This is a genomic window from Chryseobacterium sp. C39-AII1 (assembly GCF_039672645.1).
In the GTDB taxonomy this organism is placed as follows: Bacteria; Bacteroidota; Bacteroidia; order Flavobacteriales; family Weeksellaceae; genus Chryseobacterium.
On record NZ_JBDFPQ010000009.1, the window covers coordinates 160,696 to 175,856 of the forward strand.

The following is a 15,161-nucleotide window of genomic DNA, read 5'->3' on the forward strand; positions in this document are numbered from 1 at the left end:
CACAGAAGTTTTCATGGGTAATTAGTTTTTTAGTTTGATTATAATGCTGTGTAAATTTTATTTTTTAATAATTTTTGTTGATTCTGAAGGCGCTTTAAGAATATAAGTTCCATTGGTAAGCTCAGAAATATTCGTTTCATTTTCACCTTTCTTCAGATCTATTGCCTTTACCAGTTTACCGTCTATACTGTAAACTTCAGCCTTTGTATTTTGCTCTGTTTTTATATGTAAAGAGCCATTGGTTGGGTTCGGATAGATGCTCAATTCTTTCTTCGAAGCCTTTATATCATTGGTTGCCAAAACAAGATTGCTGTCTTTTACCCAAGTAAAGGCATCGAATGCCATATAACGAAAATCTCCTCCAATGGTTAACGTAAGCTGATCAATAATGATATTAGAGTAATTCTGACCGTTAAGGTTGGTCATATCAATTAACGTAAATCCGTTGGTAGAACCTAATGAAGTCGCAAAACCAGTGGTTTTTGTCTGAGAGAACTTGGTAACCCCGGAAAGTTTCCCTGTGATGGTAAGTGTTCCTGGAGCAGAAAGTACGTTAAGCCTGTCTGATAAATATACCCAGAATCTATTAACTTTAAATAAATTCGAAGTTGTTTTTATGCTCATCGATGAATCTGCATATTGTGAAGTAGCAGTTCCTGTATTGTCGATAAACTTGTTATCTGCAGTAGTTCCATTCCATCCAAATCCTGATGCGGTAAGAATGTCATAGGTTGCAACGGTAGATAAAATGTTAAAAATAACGCCATTATCCGTAAAGCTGGTGCTTCCGTTCGTTTCGGTTTCAAAATGTTCTGTACTCGTCTGGGCAAATGTAAAAGTAGAAATGAGCAGACTACAGATTAGTAAAATAGTAGTTCTTTTCATGATTAAAGTAATTTAGGTTTGTATATTAAGTTCTTGGTGGGAAAAGACCTTCAACACAGATAATATAGTTCATTCCTAAATAAGGAGCCATCGTATCTACAGGTACATTTTGCCCTGTAAAAGACACTGAATTTGCATTAATCTGAGTCGTAGGTACTTCATCTACAAAACTTGGGATTGCATCAAACTGTCTTCCGTTCGGTAAACCTGTTATTGCAATAGAAGAATTTGTAGAAGGGGTAACACTCGTAGCATTCGTATTTGAAATCTTTAATTGACTCACAATACTTGGAAGATTTTGGGGTAAAATAGTCGCCTGGGGAGTTCCTGCGGCTTCTGCCAAAGCAATATTTATCCCTGTGTTTGAATTTCCTGCACCAAACGGAGCGCGCCCGTTGAGGTTAGGTAAGGCAAAAGTTGTTATTCCATCACCTCCGTATGCGTTTCCTAATATGGCAAAAAGGGGTGTATTTGTTTTGACGCTTAATATTGCGCCATTACAAAACATAAATCCTCTAGGAGCAAAGACGCCGGCAAACATTTTAATGGTTCCCAAATATTCTTCCATGATTCTAATTTTTAATGTTAAAAACTTTTGTAAATTATGGTCTTGAAGGATATATACCTTCCACACAGATAATATAATTAAGTCCTAAATAAGGAGGCATTGTATTAACGGGTGCATTCTGACCTGTAAAAGTAACAGACATTGCATTGATTGGCAGGGAAGGAGCCGCGTCTGCAAAACTCGGAATAGCATCAAACTGTCTTCCATTTGGCTGACCTGTAATAGCAATAGATGAAGTTGCAGAAGGCGTTACACTCGTAGCATTCGTGTTCGCGATTTTCAGTTGGCTTGCAAAGCTAGGTAAGTTTGAAGTTAATAAAGTAGTTTGCGGTGTACCTCCCATTTCTCCCAGAACGTATGATCTTCCCGTTGTAGAACTTCCTTGGCCAATTGGCGCACGACCATTCAAGTTTGGTAAAGCAAAAGTTGTGATACCGTCGCCTCCGTAAGTCGTTCCTAAAAGTGAAAATAACGCTTGATTTTGAGCAATGCTTAATAAAGCGCCATTGCATAGCAAAAATCCTCTTGGTGCAAAGTTTCCTGCAAATAGCTTGATTACTCCTAACATTTCTTCCATAATATTATTTTTTTTCAGTTTTAAATATTCCTACTCTCTTTCGGTTTTTCGGAGATCACCGTTTGGGTTAAATTTTTATGTCTTAATGACAAGTCAAAGGAACAACATCTATAAAGGGAGAACTAGAGTAGAAAATACCAAATTGAGGGATCCGTATTTCTACGTAATGGCTGAAATGATAAAGGAATTTATAAGTTTTGTTTTCCTGAATAGCACTGTATTTCGTATTTTTGTATAAATCCAATTAAAATTAAAAATGAGCGAATTCGTAGTTTCAGAACTTAAAAATAATATCGCCGAAATCACTTTCGGAACCCCAAAAAGTAATTCTCTACCGGGAGCAATCCTTGAAAAGTTAGCCCAAACTATTCTTGAGGAAGGCGCAAAAGATGAGGTAAAAGCAATCTTAGTAAAAAGTGAAGGAGAAAAAGCTTTCTGTGCCGGAGCCAGTTTCGATGAGTTGTTGGCAATTGAAGAATTAGAAGCATCAACGAAATTTTTCGGTGGTTTTGCAAAAGTTTTGAATGCGATGAGAAATTGCGGTAAAATTGTCGTAGTAAGAGTTCAGGGAAAAACAACAGGAGGCGGAGTAGGTCTTGCTTGTGGTGCAGATTACTGTTTTGCAACAAAAGATTCTGCATTGGCTTTAACGGAGATCAATTTAGGAATCGGACCGTTCGTGATCGGCCCTTATGTAGAAAGAAAAATCGGAAAATCTCAATTCTCGGCAATGGCTATTGACGCCGACTTCAGATCAGCAGAATGGGCAAAACAGCATAATATTTATCATTCAGTTTCTCCAACAATCGAAGAGATGGATGCCGAATTGAAAAAATTCCTTCAAACGTTGGCTTCAAGAAGTAAAGAAGCTTTAGCTTTAATTAAAAAAGTGTCTTGGGAAGGTACAGATCATTTTAACGAATTAATGCCAGCAAGAATTCACATGAGTGCAAGCTTAATTTTGGAAGATTCTGCAAAGAAAAATATCGAAGCAATTAAAGAAAGATTGAGAGCGAAGTAAAATTTCAATCATAAAATAATAAAACCCGTTGATTTTTTCAGCGGGTTTCTTTTTTGAATTATGTAAAACCATAGTTAAGAATATTTTACATTTTATTTTACCGTTTTCGATATTCAGTTTTGTAAATATATATTGATTTTATTGTATTTGTGTTAAAATGAACTTTGTGATTAAACTTTGCTGTGGAATTAATATTTTTTTTTGGTTTAATTAAATATTATTAACAAATTTGATCCCAATAAAAAAGCACTTAAATGATGAATCTAAAAGCTTGTACGCTCAGCGTAGCAGCCCTGTTCTTTATTGGGCAACATCTTTCAGCCCAGAAAAAGGATACATTACCTAAAGAAAAACAAATAGACGAAGTTGTCATTGTTGCTTATGGTACTCAGAAAAAAGAAACAGTAGTAGGTTCTAACACCGAAATTAAATCTAAACAGTTTGCCGATCGTCCGATTTCGAATATAGGACAAGCTTTGGATGGAGCAAGCCCTGGGGTAAAAGTGAGTACGGGCTCGGGACAGCCGGGGAGTGCACCTAATATTCAGGTGAGAGGAATCGGCTCTTACGGAATTTCTACAGATCCTTTGTACGTGGTAGATGGTGTTATATATACGGGAGCTTTGTCTGCGCTTAATCCTAATGATATTGCATCTTTCAACATTTTAAAAGATGCAGCTTCCACATCATTGTATGGTTCTGCTGCGGCAAACGGAGTTGTTTTAATTACGACAAAATCGGGGAGAAGAGGTGCGAAAGATGCTCTTAACTTTAGCATGAGCACAGGATATGTTGGAAGGTCTATTCCTGAATATAACAGAGTCAGTACTTCTCAATATTATCCTTTGGTTTGGGAAGCAATGAGAAACGGAAGATTGGCAACGGGTTCTACGTTGGCTGATGCGAATGCGTATGCAAGCAATAATTTGATTTCAGGAATTTTAAAGAATAATGTTTATGATGTCCCGGATAATCAGTTGGTTATTAATGGTATTTTGAATCCTGATGCTAAACTTAAGTATACCGATCTGAATTGGGAAAAACCTTTATTAAGAACAGGATTCAGACAAAATTATGAATTAAATTATAGCGGAGGAAGTGAGAAAACATCTTATTTTTCTTCTGTAAGCTATACCAACGAAGCGGGGTATTTAGCAAAATCAGATTTTGAAAGATTTACGGGAAGATTAAAAATCGATTCGCAGCTTAAAAGTTGGTTGAAATTAGGAACCAGCATCAACGGAGTTTCATCTTACGGAAATAATGCGGTAGACGGTGCTGATAATAACTCATCATATATCAATCCTTACAGAGCAATTAGGTTGATGGGGCCAATATACAGCCCATATGCTCACAATCCAAATACCAATGCAACATTATATGATGCAAATGGAAATGTAATGTACGATGGTGGACAAAGAGGTGCGGATGCGGCTTCGGGAAGAAACATCATTCAGGAAACATTATTAAATAAAGATATTTCGAAGAATTTTTATATTATTTCAAGAGCGTATGCAGAATTTAAGGTTGATCCTTATTTAACGTTATCCACAAATGTAGGATATGACGTACGAAACAACAGGAGAAGCAGATATGTAAATAAGATTATTGGTGATGCAGCTCCTGCTGGTGCGGCAGACAGAACTTCGATAATAGAACAAACGCTTACATTTAATCAATTATTAAATTACAAAAGAAAGTTTGATTCTCATAATTTTGAATTCTTACTCGGCCATGAAAACTACAAATATATGTACGAGTATATGTATGGCTACAAGCAGGGACAAGTCGTAGATGGTAATGATGAGTTAATCAACTTTGTAACTCCTACTTCCTTAACTTCTCAAACAGATAATTACCGAAAAGAAAGTGTTTTTTCCAGATTGAATTATGATTATAAATCGAAATATTTATTATCGGGATCTATTCGCTGGGATGCTTCGTCGAGATTTAGCAAAGATGTAAGATGGCATTCTTTCTGGTCTGTTGGTGCGGGATGGAGAATTAAAGAAGAAAACTTTTTAAAAGATTCAAGAGTTGTAAACGAATTGAAATTGCGAGGCTCTTACGGACAAGTTGGGAATGACAATACCAATTCTTATTATATGTACCAAAACACGTACAGTTTAGGATATAATAATGCTCAGGAAGCGGGAATACTATTTAATTTCTTAGCCTATCCGGGGATTACCTGGGAATCTAATGATCAAACGGATGTAGGTCTTGATTTCGGATTTTTTAATAACCGAATTACTGGTAGCGTTGAATACTATAACCGAATTACAAAAGATTTAATATTTCCGGTTCCTCTTCCTGTTTCTGCCGGAGTTCCGGGAAATGTTATCAATAAGAATATTGGTACGATGTATAATAGAGGCTGGGAATTAGGATTAAATGCAGATATCCTTAAAAATGAAAATTTTAAATGGAGTATCAATGTAAATGCTTCAACTCTTAAAAATCAAATTACAGAATTATCAAACGGAATTACTCAGATCATTAACGGAACGAAAAAAGTTTCTGTCGGGCATTCTGTTTACGATTATTGGTTGAGACAATGGTATGGGGTAGATTCTTCTGATGGCTCGCCTTTATTTTTGTTGGATGATAAATTTGCCAATACTACAGCTTCTGATATTAGAACAGTAAACGGAACGTTGGTGACAACCAATTTTAATAAAGCAAAATATGATTATTCAGGATCTGCAATTCCTGATTTATTCGGAAGTTTCGGAACTTCAATTAATTTTAAACAATGGTCTTTATCGGCAATGTTTACATATCAAATCGGAGGAAAAACGTATGATTCAAATTATCAGGCGTTAATGTCTGCATATCCGCAAGGAGGAGCTTTGAGTACTGATATTTTAGATAGATGGACAACTCCGGGGCAGATTACAGATGTTCCTGCTCTTAATTCTTCAACCTATACAAGTTCAAATGCAGGATCCAGCAGATGGCTTATAAAATCAGACTTTATTTCTTTCAGACAACTGACGTTAGGATATAGTTTTAATACGAGCGACATTTCAAAATACGGATTATCAGGTTTAAGATTTACAGTTTCCGGAGAAAATCTTTGGAGCAAAACAGCACGAAAAGGATTGGAACCTGTTCAGTCTTTCAACGGAACAACTACAAACAGATACTTGCCGGCAAGAATCATAACACTAGGTGCTAATATCTCATTCTAAAAAATACAAAATGAAAAATATAAAATTACATTGTAAAAAACTTACCATTTTTTCGTCTCTTTTCTTAGCTTTTGCATTAAGTTCATGTCATAGCGATTATTTAGAGACAGATCCTACGACAGCTGTTTCGGAAAGTGCGGCATATTCCAGTGCTTCCAATCTTATGGCGATTATCAATGGGATGCATCGAGATATGTATTACCGTCAAAATAGTAGTCAAGGGCAAAACGGACAAGGCGGGATGATGATTATTCTAGATGCTTTAGGCGAAGATCTTGTTTTTCCATCTACAGGAAATGGCTGGTACATTTCTACCGTGAGATGGCAGGATCAGGTAAATGCGACGAGTGATGTTACGTTTTATCCTTATCAGTTTTACTATGCATTAATTAGAAATGCAAATATGGTAATTGCTAACGGGCCTAGCGTTCCTGCACCTACAGATGCTGATAATGTTACTATAAAAAAGGCAATTGGTGAAGCTTATGCGTTCCGAGCATTTTGTTATTATATGTTGGTTCAGATTTATGGCAAAAGATATGTTCCAGGAGCAAATAATACGCAGCTTGGAGTTCCTTTACGATTATTGGCTGATGAGGTTCCGATGAAAAGAAATACAGTAGAAGAAGTTTATAATCAGGTTAATAAAGATTTAGATGAAGCATATACAAGATTAATTGGAACTACAAGAGCTGCGAAATCACATTTTGATGCGAATGTTATTTCTGGATTAAAAGCGAGAGTTGCATTAACACAGGGAAATTATCCTTTAGCTGTTTCTTCAGCAAAATTAGCAAGAGCGGGCTACGGTTTGATGGATAAAGCAGCTTACGCTGCTGGTTTCAATAATTTAAGTAATGGTGAATGGATCTGGGGAGCAACTATTGTTTCGGATCAGACCGATTATTTCGGAAATTTTGGAGCATATATGTCGAGAAACTATAATTCTACCAATATCCGTCAGGCCCCAAAGGCGATGAACAGTAAGTTGTATGGCTTATTCCCTGTTACAGATGTTCGTCGACAGTTGGTAGATCCTACAGGAAATCATACATCATTGAGCTTGCCTTCCAACTATTCTAAATTTCCTTATACCAGTCAGAAATTCCTTTCGGTGAGTCTTTCTGATAGTAGAATGGATGTTCCTTACATGAGAGCAGCTGAAATGTATTTAATAGAAGCTGAAGCACAGGCAAGACAAGGAAATGAAGCTGAGTCAAAATTAATTTTTAACCAATTAATGCTCAATAGAAACCCTACTTATACCGCATCTTCCAATACAGGAACGGCTTATATTAATGATGTTTTAAACAGTAGAAGAATTGAACTTTGGGGAGAAGGTTTCAGGTTTTTAGATTTAAAAAGATTAAATCAAAACTTAGATAGAACAGGAGCTAACCATTCTTCGGTGGTAGATAATAATGTAATGACGGTGTCAAATACAGATAAACGTTGGGAATTTTTAATTCCGATGAAAGAGATTGATGCAAATCCTTTGATTGAGCAAAATCCTTTATAGCAGAACATTCTAATAATTTTTAATATATTTTTTACCAAGGCCTCGCAATTTTGTGAGGCTTTAGTATTTAATTAAAAAAATATCGGAATTCAAAAAAAATATTTTGCAGATTAAAAATAAATTATAACTTTGTAATTCAAAGTTCTTTTTATGGATTCAAAAAACTATCACGAAGACTTATCACATATTCGTTCCATGATGGAGCGTTCTTCCCGATTTATTTCGTTGAGCGGATTATCTGGTGTTGTTGCCGGATTGGTTGCGCTTTTAGGAGCCGGCTACGCATATTATGCCATGGAAAGGGAAAAAGTGAGCTACATCAACGGAGGACGATTAAATTATACCGCAGATCTTACCAATGAGTTGATTCTTACCGGACTTATTGTTCTGGTAGTAGCAGTTTTGAGTGGATATGTTTTTACCGCCAATAAAAGTAAAAAAAAAGGGTTGAAGATTTGGGATGCGACTACTAAAAGACTTTTGATTACTTTTGCAGTCCCGTTAGCAACAGGAGGTATTTTTTGCTTAGCCTTAATTCTTCATCATTTGTTCGTCTGGATTGCGCCGGCAACTTTGATTTTCTACGGATTAGCTTTGGTAAGCGCAGAAAGATATACTTTAACAGATGTGAAATATTTAGGATATTGCCAGATCGTATTAGGATTAATCGCATTATTCGTTTTAGGATGGGGATTGCTTTTTTGGTCGATCGGTTTTGGAGTTTTACATATTGTGTACGGCTTAATTATGCATAAAAAGTATAAATAAATATAAATTTTATAAATGGGAACTAAAATCTAGAACCTGCAACCTATTACCTTATTATGATAAACATCAATCAACTCAACAAAGAATTCGAAAGCCGTGTAAGATTGGGCATTATGTCCGTTCTTATGGTCAACGACTGGGTTGATTTTTCAGAAATGAAAGGTTTATTAGAAATCACAGATGGTAACTTGGCAAGTCACAGCAATGCACTGGAAAAAGTAGGATATATTGAGGTGAAGAAAGAGTTTGTAGGTAAAAAGCCAAGAACGTCTTATCGTGTGACTCAGAGCGGGCGTGAAGCTTTTACCGAACACCTGAATGCACTTGAAAAATTATTAGGAAAGTAAAGAATAGATTTTTTTTGCTTTTTAACTTTGTAATTCAAAGTTCTTTGTTTTAAATGAAATTGAAATGAATAGAAAAACATTTTTAAAACGGCTTTTTCAGCTTTCGGTAATCGGAGCTTTTCCGCTTTTGTACCCATGGAAGATAGAACCATTTTGGCTGGAATTTGTTGAAAGGAAATTATCAATCAAAAATCTTCCTGAAGAATTGAATGGTAAAATTTTAATGCAAATTTCAGATCTGCATGTCGGAAATCGTTTTGATTGGAATTTTTTAATTGATTCTTTTCAAAAAGCTAAAAACTTCAATCCCGATTTTGTAGTCTACACCGGAGATTTTGTAAACCACGGAAGTACAGAAGATCATCTTCATCTGGAAAAAGTGATGTACCATGCTGTTCTCGGAAAATTAGCAACTTTTGGAATTCTTGGAAATCATGATTACGGAGCGAAGTGGAAAAATATAAAATCTTCCGAAAACATCTGTAATATATTAGAACGGTTTGGAATTACTATGCTGAATAACGCTCAACAGGAAAGTAATGGACTCAACTTTATCGGCTTTGAAGATCTATGGTCACCCAATTTCAATCCTATGAAAGTGATGAAGGATTATGATTCTTCAAAAGCCAATATTGTGCTCTGTCACAATCCCGATGTTTGTGATAAAAACGTCTGGAACGGGTATGAAGGCTGGATTCTCAGCGGCCATACACATGGCGGACAATGCAGAATTCCTGGTATTGTCACTCCCATTCTTCCGGTAAAAAATAAACGATATGTTTCGGGGGAAATAGATTTGAAGGATGGCAGAATGCTTTACATCAACCGTGCTTTGGGACATTCTTTTCAGGTTCGGTTTATGGTGCGTCCGGAAATTACGGTTTTTACTTTAACTCAAGCTTAAAAATTATAAACGATGAATGATAAAACAATTATGGATATTGGAAAATCCTTCTTTTGGATTTCTTTTGTACTCGGAAATATATGCCTGTTTGGATATCTGATTACAAAAATTGAATATTTCGTTGAAGGTGGTCTTCTGGTGGTAGGATGGGGTTTCATCATCAATCTTGCGGTAGTTTTACTGTTAATTATTTATGGAATTTTTAATAAATCGAAACTTGATGTTTGTTTAAAATCCGTGGGAATAATATTATTAAATATACCAATTGCCATCATTTACATTGTAATCGGAATGAGTATAGTAACAATTTAAATTTATAAACGATGAAAAAACTACGCGTTCAGTTTCTGCTTTTTGTTTACGATAAAACTCAAAAACTATACAGAAAATATTTTAAAAAGAAGAAAAGGCAATGGCAGTTCAACGAAAAACAGTTGCTGGAATTTCATAAAGACTCCTTAGGAAGAAAGCTTGGTGAATTTTACAAAAAACATGGCTTTACAATGATCTCCAAAATGGAAAATCATGATGTTCACCATTTGCTGACAGACTGTGGAACCAACTTCGAAGACGAGATCGCCATGCAGTTTTTGTTGTTAGGAAACGGAAAACTCAATGCTCATTTGCTGGCAGCTATTGTTTTGGGAGCTGTTATTCTTCCGGAATATGCCAAAACATATCTGAAGGCTTATCGAAAAGGTCAAAATATGAGAACCTTCCATCACATGGATTTTGAAGCCTTGCTTTGGCAGAATTTCGAGCACGTGAAAGATTTTATTCAACAAAAACAATCTCCGGTTTTATATTAAAACTGAATCTCAATATCTTCTAATTTTTTAATCTTTTAAACAAAAAAACATGAAAACACATCACTATATATTTCTTACAACATTGTTGGTCACCGTACTATTTTACGAACAAAGTATAGGCTTAAATCTAGGAATTCTTGGCATAGTCTACGCTTGTCTCACGCTTTACAGAACTTCCGAGAAAAACAGGACAAGAACTTTTCTTACTCTGTTTACCACAAGTATTTTGTCTAGTATTGCGTTTGCTTGGTACGGTGATTTTCCATCGTTTTTGGCAGTTGCATTTTCGCTTTTGCTGTTGTCATTTTTATCGAGAAACAGAAGAACAAAACCTTTACTGTTGATCCCGATTTTTATTACCAATTTTTTCACTTTTATTTGCCGGTTTTTCAGTTTTGATGATTGGCTTCCGAAAAGAAATATCTCGGGCGTTTGGCAGAAAACGTTGGCATTCATCTTAATTCCATTAATTTTTGTAAGTATTTTCTTTGGAATTTATTCGGCAGGAAGCGATCATTTTGCCAGCCTTTTGAGTGATTACGAATTAGATCTTAATCTTTGGGAAGTCATTTGTCTTTCCGCGATTGGTTTTTTCATTGCTTTTAATTACTGGAATTATGTTGTTGAAAAATATATCTACAAACAAAATCATGTTTTGGATCATCACTTTCAGGAAAAAGACAAAATTCAGAAACCAACCTATTCCTTTCTTGATCTTGATTCCGAAAGAATGAGCGGTGTAATTTCTTTTCTTTCATTAAATGTATTGTTGATATTTTTCATTATTACCTTTAATTATGAACAATTTTATGAAGTTACCAAAACACCCAATCAATTGTCAGAAGAAACGCACGAAAGAGTAGGAGCGGTGATTGGTTCTATTATTATGGCGATTTTGGTTATTATGTTTTATTTTAAGTCTAATTTCAATTTTGATCCGAAAGCTGGTTTAATGAAACTTTTAGCAAAAATCTGGATTGTTTTAAATGCAGTTTTGGTTTTTTCTGCGATGGCAAAAAATACAGAATACATTATTAATTATGGAATGACATATAAAAGATTAGGAGTGTATGCTTTTCTTATTTTATCATTAATTGGTTTAATTCTTACATTCATTAAAATTCAGAAACAAAAGAAAAATGCTTTTCTGTTCAATACGATGGCGTGGTATTTTTACGGAACATTGTTGGTGGTAAGCTTCATCAATTGGGGCGGAATCATTACTTCTTATAATATGGATCGAAAAGATTTTGATTTAGATTATCACTTTAGAGAATTTTTCTTCAATAAAAAACAGTTGTTGGAATATGCCGATGAAAAGCAGAATAAAAATTTAAGAAAAGAAATTATACAAAAGATTGAATGGCGTAAAAAAGAAAGTACTCTTTCAAAAGCAATATATTATCAAACAGTGAAATAATGAATTTGTCAAATTTTATCCCTTATTATCTTGATTTTATCTGAAAGAATCAAAAATTGAATGATTTCTCTCATAAATCTGTAATAGAATAGGTTCCCACAAAGGTAATGGAACAGTTTTGGTAGTAAAATTGGCTCGTGAGTTTTAGACTCATCATTAAAAAATAATTATTATGAAAAAAATCTTATTACTAATCCCATTACTAATCATTTCATGTAAAAAAGACGCTCCGGTTTTAGAAAATCCGAGTCAGGATTCTGTGGCGGTTTCTGAGCAAAAAAATCCAGATTCAGGAATTGATTCTGTTGCGATTAGAAAAAGAGATTCTATTGTAAACAACGCTCCGGTAACCAAAGAAGTTTTGAAAAAAGGAGTGATGAGAAACGAAAAAGAGGGACAAATCGTGAGAACTGCCGATGCTGAACAACTTCCTTTCAAATTAGGCGAGCAGTTTACAAAAGACGGTCAGGAGTTGGTGTTGAAATTAACCAATTATACAAAACCAACGATCAAAGCTTCAATTGCAACAAAAGAAAAAGATTTCAATATTCGATTTAATCAGATAAAATTACCAAACGGTGATTATGACGGGCCTTTCAGCAGAGAAATTACTTATGATGTGAAAGGAAAGGGTGAAGTTTGGTTAATCATCGGAAAAAGCAATATGGCTTCAGGAAATACTACAGGTAGTTTTACCGTAAGTGTAGAATAATTTTAAGCATTTTGGTATAATTTCTGCAAAGTACTTTCTATTAAATTTAAATATTATGAAAAATATATTTTTGACCGCTATGGTTGCTTCAGTTGCTCTTGTGAGCTGCGGTACGGTGCAGTCGCTGGTACAAAATACATTTCCTTATACTGCTAATGTGTTGGTTTCTACGGGAGTTCCTGCAGATAAAGAAGTTTCTTCTACGTCCACGGCTTCCAATGTTCAGACTTGGTTTGGCGGAAACAATAATGCACAGATTAAAGACGTAAGAATTTCGGATGCTAAAATCTCAGTAGTCTCACCTTCAGGAGGTAATTTAAGCGCTTTAAAATCGATAAAAGTATTTATTTCGTCCAGCGGAACGGGAGAAAAATTGGTGGCATCAAGATCTAATATTTCTTCAAATTCATCAAGCTTAAATCTTGATCTGAATGATACAGGGTTCTTAGATTCAGTGGTTAAAAGTTCAGGATTAACGGTAAGAACTGTTTATGAACTAAAAAATCAGACAAGTTCAGACATGAACTTAAAAATCGCACTTAATTTTAGCAGCGTGCCTGCAAAATAGTTTTTATAAAAGTTTATTTAGGGGAAAACGTCTTTCAAAAAATTTGAAAGACGTTTTATTTTGTATGATAAGCTCGAAATCGGAGAGGAATCTAGATTAATCTAAACTTCTTTAAGACGAATAATAAACCTCCCTCATCCATCTTACCGCCTCATTACTGATTACTTAAAATCTACCAATTCAATATCAAAGATAAGAGTTGCTCCCGGAGGAATTACACCACCTGCACCGTTATCACCGTATGCTAGATCAGATGGAATATAGAATCTGTATTGAGCGCCTTTGCTCATTAACTGCATACCTTCTGTCCAACCTTTGATAACATTGGAAAGACCTAGCTCGATAGGTTTACCACCTTGTTTTTCAGTAGAATCGAACACAGTTCCGTCCATCAATTTTCCTGTATAGATTACAGTTGCAGTACTTGCTGCTGTTGGTTTTGCTTTTTTATCGCCTTCTTTCAAAACTTCATATTGTAATCCGCTTGCAGTCGTTACAATTTTTTTATTTTGCTTGTTTTTAGCTAAAAATTCAGCGCCTTTCTTTTTGTTTTCTTCTGCTTGTACTTTTGCTTCAGCCTGCTTTTTTTCAGCTTGCTTTTGCATGAAGCCTTGTAAGAAAGTTCCCATTTCTTCTTTCGGAAGAGCCGTTGCTTTACCTGCAAATTCGTCTTTTATTGCCTGAGACAAAAGGTTAGCATCTATTGTAAACCCTTGTCTTTTTAAGTTTTGAGCGATGTCTAAACCAATATAGTAAGATGCTTTCTGCTCATCTGTATAGTTTGCCGTTTGAGCAAATGCAAAGTTAACTCCTGTTAAAAGAACTAAAGTAATTAAGGTTTTTTTCATTTTTTGAATTAATTATTTTCTGTTGTAAATTTAAGCTTTTGTAATGGAATCCATCACGATTGTTACCGGCCCATCGTTTATTAACGAAACTTTCATGTCGGCTCCAAAAATACCACTTTCTGTTTTTAAACCCGATTTTGAAATTTCTTCTTTAAAATATTCAAAAAGAGGAATGGCTTTATCCGGTTTTGATGCTTTTATGAAAGATGGTCGGTTTCCTTTTTTATAATCTGCGATTAATGTAAACTGACTGATACAAAGGATTTCTCCATTGATGTCTTTTACCGAAAGATTTAATTTATCATCTTCGTCTCCGAAAATTCTTAAGTTTAAAACCTTCTGAACGAGCCAATCTGCATCTGCTTTTTCGTCATTTTCATCAATACCAATTAAAAGCATTAATCCTTTTCCTATTTCCCCGACAATTTTTCCGTCAACTTTTACACTCGATTCGGAAACTCTCTGTATTACTGCCTTCATTTTTTAGAAATAAATATTAACTGTGTTACTCGAAGAATCGTAGTTTACCGGATATGTTTTTGGCGGAAGACTTGTTGCACTTCCGTCTGTGGGTTGCCCCGTAAGTAAAATCCATTTGGTATTATCTTTAGGACAAAGGATGCTGATATTGTCTTTCACCTCCAGCGTTGTATTGGTGTCCGGACAAATGTGTGGAGCATTTCTGTCGTAAGCTTTGAAAGTTGTACCCGTAGCACGAACAAGAATTAAACCTCTTGTTCCGGATTGCTGCTCATCAATATAAACCCAGCCACCAACTTGGTTCAGATTAAAGTATGCAGGAAGGTTTAGATTTAAAGTAACATTGATGGGAGAGCTTGGGAAACAACTTACAGTATCTTCTCGGCTTCCACAAGAATTTATTGCTAAATTATTGAAAATCAATAAAGTGATTATAGATAGTATTGAAAAAGTTTTTTTCATTTGAATTTAAATTTTTATATATTTGTAAAAATTAAACGATTACAACACGAAAACATTGTCCGGCAAATGTCGGATTATT

The 15,161-nt window shown here is 35.0% G+C and carries 17 protein-coding genes; 11 read left to right on the top strand and 6 right to left on the bottom strand.

All coding sequences use genetic code 11. The features are described from left to right. Positions 1–57: 57 nt before the first annotated feature. From ABEG63_RS14600 to ABEG63_RS14610, 3 genes are read right to left on the bottom strand one after another with little or no spacing between them, the layout of a single operon-like run. Positions 58–885 carry a T9SS type A sorting domain-containing protein gene (locus ABEG63_RS14600; RefSeq protein WP_346585771.1) on the bottom strand — a complete coding sequence of 276 codons (828 nt, stop codon included), beginning with the start codon at positions 883–885 and terminating at the stop codon, positions 58–60. A 25-nt stretch (positions 886–910) separates the two neighbouring features. After that, complete coding sequence (locus ABEG63_RS14605) at positions 911–1,453, bottom strand: tail fiber protein (protein WP_346585773.1); 543 nt, start codon at positions 1,451–1,453, stop codon at positions 911–913. 34 nt (positions 1,454–1,487) lie between these two features. Beyond that, on the bottom strand, positions 1,488–2,030 hold the full coding sequence (locus ABEG63_RS14610) for a tail fiber protein (RefSeq protein ID WP_346585775.1): 543 nt from the start codon (positions 2,028–2,030) through the stop codon (positions 1,488–1,490). A 256-nt stretch (positions 2,031–2,286) separates the two neighbouring features. On the opposite strand from ABEG63_RS14610, the gene ABEG63_RS14615 reads away from it, so the two are divergent. From ABEG63_RS14615 to ABEG63_RS14665, 11 genes are all read left to right on the top strand, one after another. Next, the gene (locus ABEG63_RS14615; protein WP_346585777.1) at positions 2,287–3,051 is read left to right on the top strand and encodes an enoyl-CoA hydratase/isomerase family protein; all 765 of its coding nucleotides are present in this window, start codon (positions 2,287–2,289) and stop codon (positions 3,049–3,051) included. A gap of 254 nt (positions 3,052–3,305) precedes the next feature. Continuing rightward, a complete protein-coding gene (locus ABEG63_RS14620) occupies positions 3,306–6,245 on the top strand; it encodes a SusC/RagA family TonB-linked outer membrane protein (RefSeq protein ID WP_346585779.1) in 2,940 nt (979 codons plus the stop codon). A 10-nt stretch (positions 6,246–6,255) separates the two neighbouring features. Then, positions 6,256–7,764, top strand: a complete 1,509-nt coding sequence (locus ABEG63_RS14625) for a RagB/SusD family nutrient uptake outer membrane protein (RefSeq protein ID WP_346585780.1) — start codon at positions 6,256–6,258, stop codon at positions 7,762–7,764. 150 nt (positions 7,765–7,914) lie between these two features. Next, positions 7,915–8,532: a hypothetical protein gene (locus tag ABEG63_RS14630; protein ID WP_346585781.1), complete on the top strand. Its 618-nt coding sequence runs from the start codon at positions 7,915–7,917 to the stop codon at positions 8,530–8,532. A 56-nt stretch (positions 8,533–8,588) separates the two neighbouring features. Continuing rightward, positions 8,589–8,879: a transcriptional regulator gene (locus ABEG63_RS14635; RefSeq protein WP_267405928.1), complete on the top strand. Its 291-nt coding sequence runs from the start codon at positions 8,589–8,591 to the stop codon at positions 8,877–8,879. A gap of 64 nt (positions 8,880–8,943) precedes the next feature. Continuing rightward, complete coding sequence (locus ABEG63_RS14640; RefSeq protein WP_346585783.1) at positions 8,944–9,783, top strand: metallophosphoesterase; 840 nt, start codon at positions 8,944–8,946, stop codon at positions 9,781–9,783. A 12-nt stretch (positions 9,784–9,795) separates the two neighbouring features. Beyond that, entirely contained in the window at positions 9,796–10,095 is a 300-nt protein-coding gene (locus tag ABEG63_RS14645) for a hypothetical protein (RefSeq protein WP_346585785.1), read from the top strand. An 11-nt stretch (positions 10,096–10,106) separates the two neighbouring features. Next, complete coding sequence (locus tag ABEG63_RS14650; RefSeq protein WP_346585786.1) at positions 10,107–10,592, top strand: Coq4 family protein; 486 nt, start codon at positions 10,107–10,109, stop codon at positions 10,590–10,592. Between the two features lie 49 nt (positions 10,593–10,641). Continuing rightward, positions 10,642–12,012, top strand: a complete 1,371-nt coding sequence (locus tag ABEG63_RS14655) for a DUF4173 domain-containing protein (RefSeq protein WP_346585787.1) — start codon at positions 10,642–10,644, stop codon at positions 12,010–12,012. Between the two features lie 172 nt (positions 12,013–12,184). After that, on the top strand, positions 12,185–12,724 hold the full coding sequence (locus ABEG63_RS14660; RefSeq protein ID WP_267405933.1) for a hypothetical protein: 540 nt from the start codon (positions 12,185–12,187) through the stop codon (positions 12,722–12,724). Between the two features lie 55 nt (positions 12,725–12,779). Beyond that, a complete protein-coding gene (locus ABEG63_RS14665; protein WP_267405934.1) occupies positions 12,780–13,292 on the top strand; it encodes a hypothetical protein in 513 nt (170 codons plus the stop codon). Positions 13,293–13,453: 161 nt separating this feature from the next. Here ABEG63_RS14665 and ABEG63_RS14670 read toward each other — a convergent pair whose 3' ends face one another. Genes ABEG63_RS14670 through ABEG63_RS14680 form a run of 3 tightly spaced genes read right to left on the bottom strand, consistent with a single transcriptional unit; the run spans position 13,454 to position 15,082 of the window. After that, the gene (locus ABEG63_RS14670) at positions 13,454–14,140 is read right to left on the bottom strand and encodes an FKBP-type peptidyl-prolyl cis-trans isomerase (RefSeq protein ID WP_267405935.1); all 687 of its coding nucleotides are present in this window, start codon (positions 14,138–14,140) and stop codon (positions 13,454–13,456) included. Between the two features lie 30 nt (positions 14,141–14,170). After that, positions 14,171–14,620 (bottom strand): D-aminoacyl-tRNA deacylase, encoded by a 450-nt coding sequence (gene dtd / locus ABEG63_RS14675; RefSeq protein WP_346585789.1) that lies wholly within the window; start codon positions 14,618–14,620, stop codon positions 14,171–14,173. A gap of 3 nt (positions 14,621–14,623) precedes the next feature. Then, positions 14,624–15,082, bottom strand: a complete 459-nt coding sequence (locus ABEG63_RS14680; RefSeq protein ID WP_346585791.1) for a hypothetical protein — start codon at positions 15,080–15,082, stop codon at positions 14,624–14,626. Between the last annotated feature and the right edge of the window lie 79 nt (positions 15,083–15,161).